General features: G+C 61.6%; 14 protein-coding genes and 1 pseudogene. 11 read left to right on the top strand and 4 right to left on the bottom strand.

The genetic code is table 11. The features are described 5' to 3' along the window. Positions 1-258: 258 nt before the first annotated feature. The 3 genes from EN852_RS04185 (at position 259) to EN852_RS04165 (ending at position 4,315) form a co-directional block, all read left to right on the top strand. Positions 259-1,098, top strand: a complete 840-nt coding sequence (locus tag EN852_RS04185; protein ID WP_127867269.1) for a WecB/TagA/CpsF family glycosyltransferase — start codon at positions 259-261, stop codon at positions 1,096-1,098. A 1,549-nt stretch (positions 1,099-2,647) separates the two neighbouring features. Further along, positions 2,648-3,955, top strand: a complete 1,308-nt coding sequence (locus EN852_RS04170) for a polysaccharide biosynthesis/export family protein (protein ID WP_127880102.1) — start codon at positions 2,648-2,650, stop codon at positions 3,953-3,955. 117 nt (positions 3,956-4,072) lie between these two features. Then, positions 4,073-4,315 (top strand): hypothetical protein, encoded by a 243-nt coding sequence (locus tag EN852_RS04165; protein WP_127866844.1) that lies wholly within the window; start codon positions 4,073-4,075, stop codon positions 4,313-4,315. A 265-nt stretch (positions 4,316-4,580) separates the two neighbouring features. Here the strand turns inward: EN852_RS04165 and EN852_RS42170 are convergent. After that, positions 4,581-4,748 (bottom strand): annotated as a pseudogene (locus EN852_RS42170) (integrase); the annotation flags it as partial. 306 nt (positions 4,749-5,054) lie between these two features. On the opposite strand from EN852_RS42170, the gene EN852_RS04150 reads away from it, so the two are divergent. The 5 genes from EN852_RS04150 to fabG all read left to right on the top strand — a co-directional run bounded on the left by EN852_RS04150 (position 5,055) and on the right by fabG (position 10,921). Continuing rightward, positions 5,055-7,325 (top strand): propanediol/glycerol family dehydratase large subunit, encoded by a 2,271-nt coding sequence (locus EN852_RS04150; protein WP_127878195.1) that lies wholly within the window; start codon positions 5,055-5,057, stop codon positions 7,323-7,325. After that, complete coding sequence (locus EN852_RS04145) at positions 7,322-7,741, top strand: diol dehydratase small subunit (protein ID WP_127878197.1); 420 nt, start codon at positions 7,322-7,324, stop codon at positions 7,739-7,741. The genes EN852_RS04150 and EN852_RS04145 overlap by 4 nt, the downstream gene beginning before the upstream one ends. Before the next feature lie 9 nt (positions 7,742-7,750). Continuing rightward, entirely contained in the window at positions 7,751-8,449 is a 699-nt protein-coding gene (locus EN852_RS04140) for a cysteine hydrolase family protein (protein ID WP_127878199.1), read from the top strand. A 99-nt stretch (positions 8,450-8,548) separates the two neighbouring features. Beyond that, positions 8,549-10,075 (top strand): APC family permease, encoded by a 1,527-nt coding sequence (locus EN852_RS04135; RefSeq protein ID WP_127878201.1) that lies wholly within the window; start codon positions 8,549-8,551, stop codon positions 10,073-10,075. An 81-nt stretch (positions 10,076-10,156) separates the two neighbouring features. Beyond that, the gene (gene fabG / locus EN852_RS04130; protein WP_127878203.1) at positions 10,157-10,921 is read left to right on the top strand and encodes a 3-oxoacyl-ACP reductase FabG; all 765 of its coding nucleotides are present in this window, start codon (positions 10,157-10,159) and stop codon (positions 10,919-10,921) included. 145 nt (positions 10,922-11,066) lie between these two features. On the opposite strand, the gene EN852_RS04125 is transcribed toward fabG, so the two are convergent. After that, positions 11,067-12,077 (bottom strand): phosphotransferase enzyme family protein, encoded by a 1,011-nt coding sequence (locus EN852_RS04125; RefSeq protein ID WP_127878205.1) that lies wholly within the window; start codon positions 12,075-12,077, stop codon positions 11,067-11,069. 117 nt (positions 12,078-12,194) lie between these two features. Then, positions 12,195-13,478 carry an aspartate aminotransferase family protein gene (locus EN852_RS04120; protein ID WP_127878207.1) on the bottom strand — a complete coding sequence of 428 codons (1,284 nt, stop codon included), beginning with the start codon at positions 13,476-13,478 and terminating at the stop codon, positions 12,195-12,197. 101 nt (positions 13,479-13,579) lie between these two features. Here EN852_RS04120 and EN852_RS04115 point away from each other — a divergent pair, with 101 nt between their 5' ends. Next, positions 13,580-14,341, top strand: coding sequence for an SDR family oxidoreductase (locus tag EN852_RS04115; protein ID WP_127878209.1), 762 nt, complete (start codon positions 13,580-13,582; stop codon positions 14,339-14,341). Positions 14,342-14,476: 135 nt separating this feature from the next. On the opposite strand, the gene EN852_RS04110 is transcribed toward EN852_RS04115, so the two are convergent. Further along, positions 14,477-15,427 (bottom strand): LysR family transcriptional regulator, encoded by a 951-nt coding sequence (locus tag EN852_RS04110; protein WP_127878211.1) that lies wholly within the window; start codon positions 15,425-15,427, stop codon positions 14,477-14,479. A gap of 78 nt (positions 15,428-15,505) precedes the next feature. On the opposite strand from EN852_RS04110, the gene EN852_RS04105 reads away from it, so the two are divergent. Further along, positions 15,506-16,360 (top strand): dioxygenase, encoded by an 855-nt coding sequence (locus EN852_RS04105; protein WP_127878213.1) that lies wholly within the window; start codon positions 15,506-15,508, stop codon positions 16,358-16,360. Beyond that, positions 16,357-17,418 (top strand): maleylacetate reductase, encoded by a 1,062-nt coding sequence (locus tag EN852_RS04100; RefSeq protein WP_127878215.1) that lies wholly within the window; start codon positions 16,357-16,359, stop codon positions 17,416-17,418. Before EN852_RS04105 ends, EN852_RS04100 begins: the two co-directional genes overlap by 4 nt. Positions 17,419-17,420: the final 2 nt, after the last annotated feature.

The raw sequence follows: 17,420 nt of genomic DNA, 5'->3' as shown, positions 1-17,420 counted from the left end.
GAACTAGAACCTGATTCATAGCCATCCACACACTATAACTGAGTCTAAGACATCAAACCGGCGATGGCGGTTCTGCAATCTACCACTGGCCCCAGTTGCTAGCATGGATCTGACAGCAGCGTTATTGGGCCTTGCGGGTTAGCCGGCTTACCTCCTTTGAGTGAGACCCATCGACCTTTTGCGCTCCCGCGGCACTCCCTGTGCGCTGGTAAAATCCCGCCAACTGCACAGCGCACCAACCGGCAAAGGGATTCGATGATGCGTGCGGACACCGTCAGTAAGTCGTCACGAATGCAAATGCGTGGGCGCACCGCCTCCCAGGCGCTACCCACGGAGATCATTGGTGGCGTGAGCATTGCCACCCTCAGCCGTGTTGAGACCGCAAGACTCGTGGTTGACATGGCCCTAAAGGCCAGGGGCAGCGGACTCGCCCCCTATATCTGTTCGTCAGTCAACGGACAGGTGTTGGCCGACCTCTATGTTGGCCGGAACCGTCATCGCACACAGCAGCTCCTTGCGTGCACGCATGTTCTGAGCGCCGATGGCCAGCCGCTTGTCTTCGCTTCCCGGTTGCTGGGAAACGGCGCGCTGCGAGATCGCTCCGCGACCACGGATCTGTTCCACGATGTGGCGAAGCTCGCTGCCGCCGAAGGCGCGAGCTTCTACATGCTCGGCGCTTCGGAAGATGAGAATCGATCCGCTGTTGGCAATGTCCGCGCCCGCTATCCCGGCCTTCGAATTGTGGGACGGAGGAACGGCTACTTTGCGTCCACGGATGAAGAGCTGCTGGCAGTGCAGGAGATCAATGTCTTACGACCAGATATACTGTGGGTAGCGATGGGTTTTCCGCGCGAGCTCGAGTTCTGCCATCGCTGGCGACAAGAGCTGACCAATGTTGGCGTGATGAAGACCAGCGGCGGGTTGTTCAACTTTCTGTCCGGCGCCCACAGGCGGGCACCACAATGGATGCAGTCGGCCGGTCTCGAGTGGGCGCACCGGCTGTATCTCGAACCAAGGCGCCTGTTGGTCCGCTACGCCACGACCAACCTAATCGCCACTTGGGCTCTGCTCAGCAAGACCAGGCACACCTCGCAGTAGGCGCTCTTTCCGTCTCCAGCCCCTCGGTGCGCGCTCGCGACAACGGGACCTTTTGGCGGCTTCCGTCCAACGTAAGCGCTTAGCTGATAGCGCCTGTCTTGAAGGTCCAAGGCTTGGGCGCGTCGATTTCGAATGCGGGCCAGCCTTGCGATGCGGGTCAAGGTCCGGGAGGGAATCCAGGCTTCGACGTGGTCGTCACCCATCCATTCCATCCGTTGGGCGGGCAGAACTTTGCCGTGGTCGGTGAGCATGATCATTGACGGCATCCGCCACCTCTTTATTCGGCAGCCGCACAGCGGGACCTTCCATCTTCCGGACTGGATGGCCGCCGCAACTGGAAGGACTGGGAGGTTTCGATCCGCGGCCACCATGAGGCATATATTTCCTGGGAGGAGTTCGAGAGGATCAGCACCCGATCGCCCACGACGCCAACGGCAAGACCTACCTCGGGGGGCGACCAATTTGGCGATCGGCACAGTGTCGATGACGTCGCCGACGAAAATCGAGTGAGCCTAAACGGCTTGCTGAGATCTCCTGTCGTTCGCTTCACCTATATTTACGACTTCGGAGACAACTGGCAGCGCATTCGAAAGAAGCGAGCCGGCGGTCGAGGGGGAAGTCTATCCGGTCTGTATCGCGGGTAAGCGCAATTGTCCGCCGGAAGATTGCGGCGGCGTCTGGGGTTGTCAGGAAATTGCTGGCCATCCTGGCGGATCCTAGCCATCCCCAACACGCCGAACGCGTCGAAGAGTTCGGCGACGAGTTCGATCCGGACGAATTTGTCCTTGACGTCACAAATGCCGCACTTGCCTCTCGGTTCAGGATGAAAATAGCAGCAGCCCGATAAGCCACTCTGCCGCCAAACCTCGGAAGGGGAGTAATTACTCCGGGCAGTGAATTGTTTGCAAAAGTCGTTTAGGCCATTACTCCGTCGTAGGTATGTGGTATACTCCGTTGTGGGTAAGCGGCATGCTCCGTTGTGGGTAGCTGGTATTAAAGTGCGTCGCGCTGAATCGGATCCAAGCGATGCGCCTTAAGCCTTTGTTTTGATGCGTGTCGTTGTCCCAGAACGGCTGCACACTTCTGAGCGACAAACACTAGTATTGCAAGACTTGCAGAGATACGAGAGTTAGAGATGAGTTCCTCACATGCATTCAAGGGGATAGCCATTGGGCTCTTGCTGTCGATCCCATTGTGGATGGCAATCGCTTACGCCTATTTCAATATATTGAGCCGCGACAATACGGTTCAGGTAATACGCCCCCACAATCAGGCGACCGATCAAGTCGAAAAAATCGCGACTAAGCGGGACGGCAAAGACGTGAAACCGTCTACAGCGGTGCAGCCCTAGAGCCGCACGGCTCGAGCTATTCCAATTGGCTGATTATGCGCCTCACAATACTCCGAAAGAGGTAGACCGGTTTAATCCGATGCGCACTACCTCACCCGCGGCTGGTGTTGATAAACTCACCCTCAAGTAATCTCGCCGTCACAATCAGGCATTGACGCCGTGGCCTGTCGCTCGTTCTGATTGTTTGGAGCTGCTCTGTTGGAAACGGGTGAGTTCATGCATCGCAATGTTCCGCTTTATGTTTCACTGACCGCTGCTATGGCTTTGACCGTGGCGGCGGCGCGGGCCGAGGATGGCCTCAACTTAACGATCAGCCCGCAGGATAAGCTGAGCGTTCGCGTCTATGACTGGCAGCAGGCGGATGGGACATTGCGCGAGTGGCCTGCATTCAATGGAGAGTTCGTTGTCGGAAGCAATGGGCGGGTGGAGTTGCCGCTGATCGGGCTCGTCGATGCGGCGTCGCGCAGCGCGCCGGAAATCGCCGCCGATGTTGCGAACAGACTGCAGGCCCAAGTCGGCCTCATCGCCAAGCCCAGTGTCATCGTCGATGTTGCAGAGTACCGGCCCTATTACGTTATGGGCGATGTCGATCACCCCGGTGAATTTGCGTTCAAACCGGGGCTCACGGCATTGAAGGCCTACAGTATCGCCGGCGGGTCCCGGTTGATGCAGGGGGCAGCGGTGTGGCAGCCGGCGCACGACCTCCTTTCGGCGGCGGGCGATGCGCGTACGCTGTCGCAAAGAATCGACGAACTCAAGGCAAAACGTGCGCGGCTTGGCGCTGAACTTGCGGGTGAGTCCGCAGTCTCCTTCCCACCCGAACTCGGTGCAAACTCGAAATCTCTCGTGGAAAGAGAGCGCCAGCTTTTTGAAGAGCGGCGCAACGCATTGCGCCAAGGTCTCAACTCACTTGCCAGCCAGAAGTCGCTGAACGAAGAGGAGGTAAAGGCACTTCAAGGGCGCATTGACGTGAACGCAGATCAGTCTCAAAGGATTGAGGCCCAAGTCGAACGCACGAAGGGCTTGGTCCAGAACGGCCTGATCACGGCGGCACAGATCTTGACTCTCCAGCAAGCACACACTGAGTTGCAGTCGCAGCAGCTTGATATCAATGGCCGTATCTTCATTGTGCGCGAACAGATCTCCAAAATCGAGAAGGACATGTTCGACTTGCAATCCTCCAGGCAGCAGGAAGTTCTCGCAGATATGCAGGCGACCGAGGCAAGCCTGCATGAGGCCGTGAACCGCATCCAGACGCTCAGCGACATTATGGGCCAAGCGCAGGCAGCAATCGCTAGCCCATTGCACACGGCAAGCGCTATTCGATTCACGATCAGACGCAGGCAGAGTATCCTCACGTTTGATGACGGCCGCGACCCTCCAATCGAACCGGGCGACATTGTCACAGTCGAGCGGACCGTCAGCCAGACGGCCGACGGTCCGCAGTCGGCGGCAGAGACAGCGATCGTCCGGGCGGATGGGAAAAGCCCAGCTGACGTGCAATGAGTGAGAAGACCAAGGACGTCGCGTTGTTTTCTCTCGCGCGAAGCCTAGGCCTTTTGACGTACTGGTTTATTTTTCTGCAATCTGTAAAGTAATTTTCCAGAAATAGAGGGCCTTGACATGGCGATCGAAAATAAACCTTCGGAAGGGAAACCGGAGATTCTCGTTTCCGAAGCTCAGGCGCGTCGTGACTTTCTCAAGAAGGCGGGACGCTTCGCGGCGGTCACGCCGCCAGCCATCACGCTTCTGCTCGGCACGAGCTTGAACTCCAGGGCAATCGCCAAATCGGGCGGATGGCCCGGCAACGGCTGGGGGGACAAGAACCACATTCACATCGGCCCTCCCGGCCAAACCGGAAAATAGTGGTTCGAGAAATTTAGGCCTTTGTTCGACAGCATTTGAAATGCCCTGGCCGCTCGCTCGAGCGGCCCGGGCTTTTTTGCTGGGCGCTGATCTGGCCCATCCGCATGCGCGGACCTTCCACCATCCCGAGCATCTCGGAGCTCGACACGTTGTAGAGCGCGTCGTTTGGGATCTGGCCGAGGTCGAGGCCTGGTTGCGTGCTCGCCGGGCGGTACCTATCAGGCGCGCCAAGCTCGCTATGCAAGTTTGCGAAAGACTGGTCCTTTCAAAGCGCTGGATCGGGCTCAAAGGCCGTCATCGTCGGGGGCCTTAGCACGATGGAGCGTCTTCTCCCCTCGACCCAAGCTTCGACCACGTCTGACCACTGCTGTATCATGTGGCGACGCTGGATCTCGTATTCCGCCTTGTTGCAGACGCCGCGAGAAGAGCGCCCAAAATACTTCTTGCCGCCGCCCAAACACCGGCATCAAGACCGTCAAAACGTTATGCTTTTGATTTTAAATGGAAAATCGACTCGAGAATATTTTCGGCGTTTCACCAACTATCGAGAACAATCGGACGATTTCTCGCAGCTTGCGGCGTCCGATAGCGTGGTCTTTCAAAGTACCGCCACCATGCCAACCGCGGCGAGGAGCTTTTGAGCCCGCGGCCTGCGCCCCCTTGGCCGGCGGCCGATCCAGGGTCATTGTGTGGCGAGTAAGCATTCACTAGTCTTTCGGCTGGGTCGAGGATCGCACGCATGACGCCGAAACTGAACCGCTGGAAGCGCTTCGCCGACTGGGACGAGCGGCCGTTGCGTCTGGACAAGTTTGCGGCGGAAGACCCTGCCAACGGCTTCTCCGCTTTCTCCAGTCCGGCCGATCCCCAGCCTGGCATCGGCATCAAGGACGGGCGCGTCGTATCCCTCGATGGGGTGCTCGAACACGACTACGACATGATCGACCGCTTCATCGCCCGCCATCACATCGACCCGGAAGTGGCGCCGGAAGCGATGGCCCTGGAGTCAGCGACCATTGCGCGCTGGCTGGTCGACATGAACGTTCCGCGCGAAAAGCTCGTGCGGCTCGCCCACGGCATGACGCCTGCGAAACTCGCTGAGGTCGTGTCGCAGCTCAATGCGCTGGAGATCGCCTTCGCCTACTCGAAGATGCGAGCCCGCAAGACGCCAGGCAACCAGGCGCATGTAACCAACGCCAAGGACGACCCGCTCCAGCTCGCCGCAGACGCCGCAACCGCCGTTGCCTTTGGCTTCGACGAGATCGAGACAACGATGCGTGTGTCGCGCAACGCCTGGTCCAACGCGGTGGCATGCGCGGTAGGCGGCGCGGTCGGTCGCTGGGGAACGCTGTTCCAATGCTCCAGTGAGGAGGCCGAAGAGCTGCGCATCGCCATGGCCGGCTTTACCTCCTACGCCGAAACCGTTTCCGTCTACGGCACTGAAAAGTCGTTCACCGATGGCGACGACACGCCGTGGTCCAAGGCATTTCTCGCCGCCGCCTACGCCTCGCGCGGCGTCAAGATGCGCTGCACGTCGGGTGCCGGCTCCGAATTGCTGATGGGCTTCCATGAAGCAAAATCGCTGCTCTACCTGGAGGCGCGCTGCCTCTGCCTGCAGCGCGGCATGGGGGTGCAAGGCACGCAAAATGGCGGTATCGACGGAGCGCCTTTGACCGCCACTATACCCGGCGGTGTTCGCGAGCTGATGGCCGAGAACCTCATCGCCGTCTGGCTCGATCTCGAATGCGCCTCGGGCAATGACGCGCGCTCGACCGAATCGGAAATTCGCGTCGGCGCCAAGATCCTTCCCTACCTGATTGCCGGCTCGGATCTGATCTGCTCCGGCATGGGGTCGATCCTGAAATACGACAATTCGTTCAACCCGTCGCTGATCAACGGCGAGGAACTGGAAGATTATCTTGTGCTGCAGCGCGATTTCGAGGCCGATGGCGGGCTGACGCCGCTGCCCGAGTCGCGCGCGATCGAGCTGCGCGAGCGGGCGGTGGAAGCGATCGCCGCCGTGTTCGAGGAACTCGACCTTTCCGCACCGACCGAGGACATGAAGAGCAGCGTGGTCTACGCTTCCGGTTCCGACGACACGCGCAGCCTGATGCCACGCGACGTCAGCTTTATCAGCGAAGCCATCAAGGAGCGCGGCATCACCGTGATCGACGTCGTCAAGGCGCTGGCCAAGCGTGGGTTCCGAGAAGAGGCGGAGAACCTCCTCAACGTGGTCAAGCTGCGCCTCTCCGGTGACTATCTGCAGACCTCAGCCATGATCCGCGATGGGCGGATCGTGAGTGCGGTCAACGATCCGAACGACTATCTCGGTCCCGGCTCCGGCTATCGCGTGTCCGAAGAACGGCGCCTGCAGCTCAATGACATCCGAGACGTGCTGGACCAGAAGGAAGTGCTGCGCTCGGAAGCCCTGCACGAGAAGGACGAGGCAAGGCACATCCGCTATCGCAACCTTGGGCCGGCAACGAACGGGCCAGCAAACGACGACGTGGTGATCGGCATCAGCCCGGCCTTCGGCTTGAAGCTTTACCGAACGACGGCCGGACATCGGCTGTCCGAGGTGCTTGGCGCCATGCTGGACGCGATCCGCGCGCGCGGGCTCAAGGCGCGCGTCGTTCGTTTTCGCCATACGGCCGATACATCCTTCCTCGGCCTGTCCGCTGCGCGGCTTGCCGGCAGCGGCATCGGTATCGGTATCCAGGCCAAGGGCACGGCCGTCATCCATCAGCGTGACCGCCAGCCGCACAACAACCTCGAACTGTTTTCCAATGCGCCGATCACCAGGCTCGAGCACTATCGCGCGCTGGGTGCCAATGCGGCGGCCTATGCGCTGGGCGAAATGCCAGAGCCCATCGTTGTGCCGCAGCGGGGCGAAGCCATGGGGTCTCGCTACCACGCCCGCGTCGCCCTCATCTACGCTATCGAAACCGGGCTGACGGAGGTCGGTGCGGCTCCCGAAGAGGTCGACGTCACCCTGACGGAGGTGAAATCGTGACCCTCACGCGCGCCGACTATCCGCTCGCCGAAACACAGCCCGGCACTGTTGCGGGCAAGCGGGGCAAGTCGCTTCCTGAGATAACGCTGGATTCGGTGCTTGCGGGCGACGTGACGATGGAAGACCTTCGCATCACACCACAAGCGCTGCAGGCACAGGCCGATGTGGCGCGCGATGTCGGCCGGCCGACACTGGCACTCAACTTCGAGCGTGGGGCAGAGCTTGTCGAGGTGCCGCAGGATTTCATCATGCAGGTGTACGAACTGCTGCGCCCCGGCCGCGCCAAATCCAAGGAAGAATTGCTCGAGGCCGCAGCCAAGATGCGCGATACCTACCAGGCCGAACGCATCGCCCGTTTCATCGAAGAAGCCGCCGAGACCTACGCGGCGCGCGGCCTTTTCACGTTCCGCTTCTGAAAGAACCGCATGAGCTGGAAAACCGGATTCCGTTCGCTCTACTATCTCGGCGCACCCGAGCCGGATGATCCGGTGCTGGTTCCGGCGCAAACCGCCATCCTGGTCATCGACGTTCAGAACACCTACCTGGAACGGCCGGATCGCTCATCGCTTTCGCTGCAGGAACAGCAACGCTACGATCTGTGGACGCCGTTCCACGAGCGCATGCACAGCACGGTCATACCGAACACGGCAAGACTGCTGGCGCTGGCACGGCAAAACGGCATCGAATGCCTTTTTGCCCGCATCGCCTGTCACACGCAGGACGGGCGCGACCGCTCGCTTTCGCAGAAAATGCCAGGCTGGAACAATTTGCTGTTGCCAAAGAACGACGCGCCGTCCCAGCTCGTTCCAGAACTTCAGCCGGTCGGCGACGAAATCGTGGTGACCAAAACCACCGATTCCGCGCTGACGGGAACAAATCTGCGCCTGATCCTGCACAATCTCGGCATCCGGAATGTCATCTGCTGCGGCATCTTCACGGACCAGTGCGTGTCTTCGACTGTGCGCAGCCTGGCCGACGAAAGCTATGCCGTCATCGTGATCGAGGATTGCTGCGCGGCGGCGACCGACGAGCTTCATCGCCAGGAGCTCGAAATCATCAACATGATCTACTGCCACGTGATGTCGAGCGGCGAGCTTTGCGAAATCATGGCCTTGGCAAAGTGACGCGGCGTCCGTAGTGTCGTGGCTGCACGAGCAGGCCGGGACACATCGGCCGCCATGTGCGGGGAACTGCATACAGCTGTCACGAATGGAGAGGGCTTCATGGCCATGGAAACTGCACGCGGGACGATCGACGTCTCGAAAAGTAACAGCATCAACCTTTTGCACTCGAAGGCCGTGGGGCTCGCGGGAGTGCTGTTTCTGGCCGTCACCGGCGCGGCGCCGATGTCGGCGATGCTCGGCAATGTCCCGTTCGCGGCAGGCTACGGCATCGGCAAATATACCCCCGCCGCTTTCCTGATGGCGACGATCGTGCTGACCATCTTCTCGGTCGGCTATGCCGCGATGGCATCGCGGGTCTCCTCCGTCGGCGGCTTCTACTCCTTTATCAGCCAGGGGCTCGGCCGCGAGGTCGGCATGTCGGCGGGCATCGGCTCGCTCGCCTGCTACTCGCTGTTCGAAGCTTCCCTCACCGGACTGTTCGCCTTTTTCGGCAATTTGTGGATTTCCCAGCACTTGGGCATCAACGTACCGTGGATCGTCCTGGCGCTCGCCATGATCGTGGTTATCGCGGCACTTGCCTACCGCGACGTGAAGGTGTCGGCGCGGTTGCTCGGCATAGCCCTCATTCTTGAGGTGATCATGCTTCTGATCTTTTCGCTGGGCGTGATTTTTGCCCATGGCGCAACGAATTTTTCCGGCGATTCGCTCAATGTTTTCAAGGTGTTCACGCCTGTCGCCGAGCAGAAGGTCGGCGATGTGGCCATACCGGCGGGCGAAGCGGCCGTCGGCATCTTCATGGCGTTCTGGTCCTGGGTCGGCTTCGAGATGGCGCCGAACTATGCCGAGGAATCCCGCGATCCCAAGCGCATCATTCCGCAATCGCTGCTGATCTCGGTCATTGGCCTCGGCCTGTTCTACACCTTCGTCAGCTGGTGCGCGGTGGCGGCCTATCCGACCGAGGCCGATATGGTAGCCAAGGCTTTCTCCGACGGCGTGAACTTCTTCCTGACGCCCATTCAGACTTTTGTCGGCGGCTGGGGCTACCAGCTGATGTCGCTGCTCATCCTGACCAGTTCCTTCGCCTGCGGCATGGCCTTCCACAACACTGCTTCCCGCTATTTGTATTCGCTGGCGCGCGAAGGCGTCCTGCCGCAGGCGATCGCTGAGACGCATGACCACCACAAGAGCCCACACAAGGCCTCGGCGCTGCAATCGGTGCTGGCGGCGGTATGGGTGCTGCTCTACGGTCTGGCCTACGGCTTCGACGATCCGTCCGGACAGGCCTGGCTTGGCGTCTATACGCTGTTTGCTGTGCTTGGCACCGGACTGCTTTTGGTGCTGCAAGCCGTTGTCTCGCTGGCGATCTACATGTGGTTCAAGAAGAATGGCGGCGGCAGCATGCTGACGACTGTCATCGCGCCGTTGATCTCCCTCATTGTCCAACTGGTCCTCGTCTACACGCTTGTTGCCAATCTCGCGACCCTGGGCGGCACCAATGGCTTTGCCAGGAGCATCCCCTATGTCGGGCTTGCTATCCTTATCGTCGGCTTGATCTGGGGCTTCGTGCTGAAGTCGGCCAACCCCAAGGCATATGAGAACATCGGTCACATGGTGAACGAGGGCTAGGGCGCCTACGGCCCAGAAATCCTTGCGACAGCGGGGACAGGGCATCCGCTCTGTCCCCGTCACATCTTGGAGCTTCAAGTCATGACCCAGTCCTTGAAGGGTCGGTCTGTCGTCGTTACCGGCGGATCGAAAGGCATCGGCAAGGGCATAGCGCGGGTGTTCGCACTCTCGGGTGCCAAGGTCGCGATCGTTGCGCGCCATCCCGACCAAGCCGAAGCCGCGGCCGCCGAGATCGGCCATGGCGCCTTTGGCGTGGTTGGCGACGTTACCTCGCTCGCCAGCATCGAGAGCGCGCTTGCAGTGGCAGCCGCGAGAAACGGTCGTATCGACGTTTTGTGCGCCAATGCCGGCATCTTCCCGCAAGCGCGGCTCGAAGACATGACCTCGCAGCAATGGGACGAGGTTGTCGACACCAACCTCAAGGGCACCTTCCACGCGGTCAAGGCAGCGGTTCCCTATCTCAAGACATCCGACCAGGGCCGCATCGTGCTGACGTCGTCGATCACCGGCCCGATCACCGGTTTTCCCGGCTGGTCGCACTACGGCGCCACCAAAGCGGGACAGCTCGGCTTCATGCGAACGGCCTGCATCGAACTGGCGAAATACAGCATCACCATCAACGCCATCATGCCGGGCAACATCGTGACCGAAGGCCTTGCCGGCCTGGGCGAGGACTATCAGAAGACCATGGCCGCCTCGATCCCGCTCAAGCGGCTCGGAACGGTGGAGGACATCGGCTACGCCGCGCTCTACTTTGCGTCGAAAGAAGCAGGCTACGTGACAGGGCAGACGATCATCGTCGACGGCGGCCAAATCCTGCCGGAGAGCCTGGAAGCGCTGGCCTGATGATGGCACCGGATCATTTGCCCCGAACAGCAGCCACGCAGAACTAGAGCGGTTCAACGTTTCACGGAATCGCCGAACCGCTCTAAGTATTTGTTTCTACGCAATTCCGGACGGAAAACTGTTACACACTTTTCCTGGAATTGCTCTAGGAAAACTTGCCCAGATACGCCTCGCACAGCCCGACCGTTCCTTCGGTATAGGGCAGGCCCATCGACCTGGCGAGGTCCGTCTCCGCGTGCGAGCCGATCCACGCAACCAGCAGCAGGCGGCGCAGCATCACAAAGGTCGGGATCTCGTCCTCGTCCGCCTTAGGCAGATCAAGCACGCGGCGATAGCCGGTCGTCCACGACTGGATAAGATCGGCAGCCTGCGGTTCGTGCTCGTAGAAAGAGATGGGCGTCGCGGCATCATACATATACCAGCCAAAGCCGCAGTCGTCGAAGTCGATGACCTTCACTGTCTTGCCGTCGATCAAAAGGTTGGCGAGCCGCAGATCGCAATGGATAAGGCCGAAGCGGTCATGGCCCTTGCCGAAGGCAGCGAGCCTGCGGCCGATCAGCTCCGCGGTCCGGCCAAAGAGCTTGGCTTTCGCGGCGTCGACGCCCATGCCGTCACGCCAGCGCCCCCAATGGGGGTTTTCCTCGCCGAGGCTCGTCTCGAAATCCCACACGGGGCGGCTGAACCACGAAGGGCGCCGCCACTGCCGGGCGTGGATGTGCATGCGGGCCGTTACCTCGCCCAGCACCTCGAAAGGTTCGCTAAGCGCCTCGCCTATGCCCGGCTCCGAACCGGTCTCCCATTGCGACAACACGACATGGCGGGGTTGCGCCAGTCTGGCATGGCCGACAAGCTGGATTTGCTCACCGTCCTTTCCCGCCACCGGCACGGGTGTGGGGACGATCCTGGTCTGGCGGAGATCGGCCAGCCAGGCCAGTTCTGATTGGATGGCTGTCCTTGAATGGTAGCCGTCGCGATGGATCCGGAGCGCCCACCGCCGGCCGTCGCGAGCCGCAATCTTGTAGGTCGCATTCTCCGACAGGTTGATCATCTCGACGGAAACGTCCGCCGGCAGATCGTAGTTGGCGGTGGCCGCCTCCGCCGTCTCCTGCAGGATGCCGAGTTGCTGGTCGTGGGTGAGTGCGTCGAAATCCGTCACTGTCCGCCCTGCCCTATCATTGCACCCTTGTCCCCTGTCAGAATCCGCGCGATCACGGCAAGCCCGGCCGCCAGCTCGAACCGGACGCTTGGCAGTTTCAACCAGGTTCGGGACATGTCAACTCGCCTTGCCTGCCTGATGCAGCAACTCTCGGGCGCGCGGCATTGCCGCGTCGAAGCGATCCATGATGTCCCGGCAGGTTTCTGGATCCAGAAGCACGCCAGGCTTCCACTGCAGCACCCGCTTGTCGAGCGACGAGAAGATCGCCCAGACGCCCTGCTCGTAGAGTGCACGCGACGCGAAGACGGCGCCCTCGGGATGATTGCTGAATTCCAGACCGAGGATCACGCCCTTCTGCCGCACCCCGGTGAAGATATCGCCGTGACGAGCCAGCATCTCGCGCATGGCCTGTGCCATGAACTCGGTCACGGTGCCGACATTGGCCGCCAGTTCAGGCCGCTGCAGCATCTCGATGACCTTGTGGCCAACGACACAGCCGAGCTCGGCCCCGCCGGTGGTCGAGATGTGGGCCGCACCATCCTCGTTGAGCCAGCCGCCGGCCTTGTCGTTCACCAGCGCCGCGCTGATCGGATAGAGGCCGCCGGACAGGCCCTTTGCCGTCACCATGATGTCCGGCTGGACGCCATAGGCCTGCCAGCCCCACATGCTGCCGGTGCGCATAAGGCCGGTCTGGACCTCGTCGGCGATGTACATCGCGCCATGTTTTTCGCACAGCGCCTTACAGGCGGTGAGATAGCCATCCTTCGGCATCGGGAAGCCGTAGGTGGCGGGGATCGTCTCCATAATCAGCGCCGCGACGTCTTCGCCCTCGAGCGCCTGCGCCATGGCGTCGATATCGTTGAAGGGCACCTGGATGAACGTCTCAGGCTGGTCGGAGAGAAAGATCTTGGTGAAGCGATCGTCGCCGGTCGCTACCGCGAGCCCCGAATGTCCGTGATAGCCTTTGATGATCGACACGATCTTGCGCCGCTTAGTGGCATAGCGGGCGCTCTTGATGGCGATGTCCACCGCCTCCGCGCCGCCCGGCGCGAAGATCGCGTATTTCATGCCGGGCGAGACATTGATGAGGGATTCGGCCAGCGCCGTTCGCGCCACGGAAGGGAACCAGTGGTTGCCGATGTCGAAATAGTCGAGCGCGCTCTTCAGCGTCTCGACCAGCTCCGGATTGCGGTGACCGAGATTGTAGGTGCCGCCATTGAGGTGCAGGTCGATCAGGCGGCGCCCCGACATGTCGTAGAGGAAATAACCCTCCCGCCTCCCGATCACCAGGTCGATCCCGGCCTTCTGCCAGAACCTGGTCTTGTCAGGATTCCAGAAACGCATTGCCTTGTCGAAAAAATCCTGCTTCGACTCGAACTCGAAGGGGCCGAAGTCGTACATGCCTGTCTTGTCCTCAAGGTTGACGCGCGCGCACCGGAGCGGCCGAGGCTCGCCCGCCGGATGATGCAGGATTACAAGCCGGCGAGAAAGGGTGAAGAGGGATGATCCTGAAGGACAGGACCGCAATCGTCACCGGCGCGGGATCCGGCATCGGCAGGGCTGCGGCGCTGATCATCGCGCGCGAGGGTGCAGTGGTCGGAGTGGCGGATCGGAGCACCGGCGGCGCCAACGCGACCGTCGAACAAATTCTTGCCGCAGGTGGCCGGGCAAAGGCACTTGTGTTCGACCTGACCGACGATCAGGCGCTTGAAGCCGGCTTTCACGATTTCATCCACACTGAGGGCAGGATCGACATCCTGCACAATCATGCCGGCGTACAGGTCGAAGGCGATGTGCTCGGTGTGAGCGTGAAAGGCTTCGACACCTCCTGGACGCTCAATGTGCGGGCTCACTTCCTGGGTGCCCGCATCGTGATGCCATTCATGAAGAAGGCAGGCCGCGGCGTCATCCTCAACACATCGTCGAGCTCCGGCGTGCTCTACGACCGCGAGATGATCGCCTATACGACGACCAAGCACGCGGTGATCGCGATGACCAGGCAGATGGCCGGCGACTATGGCCGCTTCGGCATTCGCGTCAACGCGCTTTGCCCGGGCTGGGTGGACACGCCCTTCAATGCTCCTTTCATCGCCCAGATGGGAGGCCGAGAAGCCATCGAAGCCTACATCCGCGAAAGGGTGCCGCTTGGCCGTTGGGCAAGCGTCGAGGAAATCGCGGAGGCAGTGCTGTTTCTGGTGTCTGACCGCTCCTCGTATATGACGGGTCAGATTCTGGTTGTCGATGGAGGAGAAACGGTGGTCTAGCCGTTAGCCTTCAAAAGGAGGCTGTCAATTCGACCGGAGTTAGAATCTTTGAATAGAACAGTCATTCCGTTTCCAATCGGGCCTCGCCGAAGCTTGTAATATGGTGTCAGAGACCATCGTGTCAGAGACAAGGGATCACAACCCCCAAACGACTGCCTGCTCATGGCGCTTGATCAGATGCTTGAGATTTTCGAAGCTCTTGCGGATATGGGCTGAAAAGGCCTCGACCGCCGGGGCGCGCAGATCCTCGGTGCGGTAGAGCAGGCCGAGCGCGCGTTCGGGATGCGGGATGTTGACCGGCAGCGCGGTGATCGCTTTCTCGGCGCGGAAGGCAAAGACGACGCTGTGCGGCAGGATTGTGAGCGCGTCGCTCGCTTTCATGTAGTTGATGGCGCTGGTCAGTGAGCCGCCGGCATAGCGGATCTTGATCTCGGTCGCGCCTAGCGACAAGGCAAGGCTGCGCAGGTCGGCAAGCAGCGGACTGCCTGGCGGCGGCGCGATCCAGGGATAGTCGAGCAGCTCGGCAGCGTTGAGCCGGCGCTTTAGAAGCAACGGATGAGTGGAGCGGCAGGCGACGATGTTGCGGCCCGGGAGGATTTCCTGGAAGCGCATGCCCGAGCCTTCGTCGAGCATGTCGATCGGGCAGATGGCGAGGTCGATGCGGTCGGCGTTCAATGCCTCGCGCAAATCCGGCAGATAGCCGTAGCTCTGGTCGATGCGGACATCCGGCGAGCCGTTCTGGAACTCGGCGATCATGCCGGAGATCAGCGCATCCATGAAGAAGGGCGTGCCGCCGACGCGGACCAGGCCGGTGCGGCCCTGGCGAAAACGCTCGACCAGCGTCGACGCCTTGCGCGAGGCCACCAGCATGGCCTGGCCGTGGTCGGCCAGCGCGCGCCCGAGCGGCGTCGGCTGCAACGGGCGCCGGCCCTTCAGAAACAGCGGCTCGCCGAGCCGCTTCTCCAGCATCGACAAGGTGCGCGAAACCGCCGGCTGCGTCAGGCCAAGCAGGGCAGCGCCTTCGGTGACGCCACCGGCCTGGACCACGGCAGCGAGTTGCACCAGATGCCGTTCCTCGAGCTTCATAGCAAATTGCTATATTGACTCTCCAAAAAATCATCAAGTGCTACGCATCAAACTGCTAGCTTCATCGCAGGAGGAAGCATGGCAGACCGTTGGTTCAACGAGACGAATTCGGCCGAGCTCGTCGTCGAGCGGCTGAAGAGGCGCGCCGACGGGGCGCTGCCGAAATTCCTCGTCTCGCTGGTCGAGCATCTGCATCTTGCCGTGCGTGAAACGCGTCCCACCGCCGAGGACTGGCGGCATGCCATCAAATTCCTCACCAATGTCGGCCATGCCAGCGACGACAGGCGGCAGGAATGGGTGCTGCTTTCCGACCTGCTCGGCGTCACCGCACTGATCGAGGAGATCAACTCGCGCCGGCCGAAAGGGGCCACACCCAACACCGTGCGCGGGCCGTTCTACCGCGCCGACGCGCCGCGCCTGCCGCTCGGCGCGAACATCTCGCTCGACGGCAAAGGGGAAACCCTGCAGGTGCGTGGCCGCGTCACCGATCTCGACGGCGAGCCGGTTGCCGGCGCGACGATCGAGACCTGGCAGGCCAATGCCCAGGGTTTCTACGAGAACCAGCAGCCCGACCTGCAGCCGGAGTTCAACCTGCGCGGCGTCTTCGAGACCGGCAAGGATGGCGGTTTCCATTATCGGACCGTCAGGCCCTGCGGCTATGGCGTGCCGGCGGACGGGCCTGTCGGCCAGATGCTCGGCGGCATCGGCTATCCGCTCAGGCGGCCGGCGCATCTGCATTTCATCGTCAAGGCCGGCGGCTTCGAGACCATCAGCACGCATGTCTATGATGCCGGCGACCCGCTGCTTGCCGAAGACGCGCTGTTCGGCGTCAAGCAGGAATTGCTCGGCGCCTTCCGCAAGCAGGATGCACATTGGGCGCTCGACTTTACTTTCGTGATGGTGCGGGCCAGGAAAGAACGGCGGGCGGCATGACTCTGGGTTTCACCTATCAGGGCAGCAGCGCCCGCATCGTCTTCGGCAACGGCGCGTCGGCGCATGCGGCCGACCACATCGAAGCTCTAGGATGCCGCCGCGCGCTCGTGCTCTCGACGCCGCAGCAGGCCAAGGACGGCGAAGCGCTGGCCGGACGACTCGGCGCGCTCTGCGTCGGCACGTTTTCCGGCGCCACAATGCACACGCCGGTCGAGATCACCGAGCGCGCCGTCGCCAAGGCCGCCGAGGTCAAGGCCGACTGCGTGGTGTCGCTCGGCGGCGGGTCGACGACCGGGCTCGGCAAGGCGATTGCCTATCGTACCGACATCACCCAGGTCGTCATTCCGACCACCTATGCCGGATCGGAAGTGACGCCGATCCTCGGCCAGACCGAAGGCGGCGCCAAGACGACGTTGCGCAGTCCCAGGGTGTTGCCTGAAGTGGTGATCTATGACCCCGAACTGACCCTTGGCCTGCCGGTCGGCATGAGCGTGACCAGCGGCCTCAATGCCATCGCCCATGCCGCCGAAGGCCTCTACGCAGAGGACCGCAACCCGATCACCTCGATGATGGCGGCCGAGGGCATGCGCGCGCTGAAGGAGGCGCTGCCGGTCATCGTTGCCAGCCCGCGCGACGCGGAAGCCCGGGCCAAAGCGCTCTACGGCGCGTGGCTTTGCGGCACGGTCCTCGGTCAGGTCGCCATGGCGCTGCATCACAAGATCTGCCACACGCTGGGCGGCAGCTTCGACACGCCGCATGCCGAAACGCACGCGATCATGCTGCCGCATACGATCGGCTTCAACGCCGTTGCGGTGCCCGAGTTGCTCCGGCCGGTGGCCGAGATCTTCGGCGGCTCGCCCGGGCAAGCGCTTTACGATTTCGCCAAATCGATCGGCTCGCCGCTGGCGCTCAGCGATTTCGGGCTGAAGGAGAGCGACCTCGACCGCGCGGCCGAGATCGCCACGAAAAGCCCCTACCCCAATCCGCGGCCCTTCGACCGCGCGGCCATCCGCTCGCTGTTGCAAAGCGCATGGCAAGGAGTGCGTCCACCACATTGAGT

Origin of the sequence: Mesorhizobium sp. M2E.F.Ca.ET.209.01.1.1 (assembly GCF_004010375.2) — a bacterium.
Taxonomy (GTDB): domain Bacteria; phylum Pseudomonadota; class Alphaproteobacteria; order Rhizobiales; family Rhizobiaceae; genus Mesorhizobium.
Note: the sequence above shows the minus strand (reverse complement) of the source record. Positions and strands in the feature narration are given on the sequence as shown.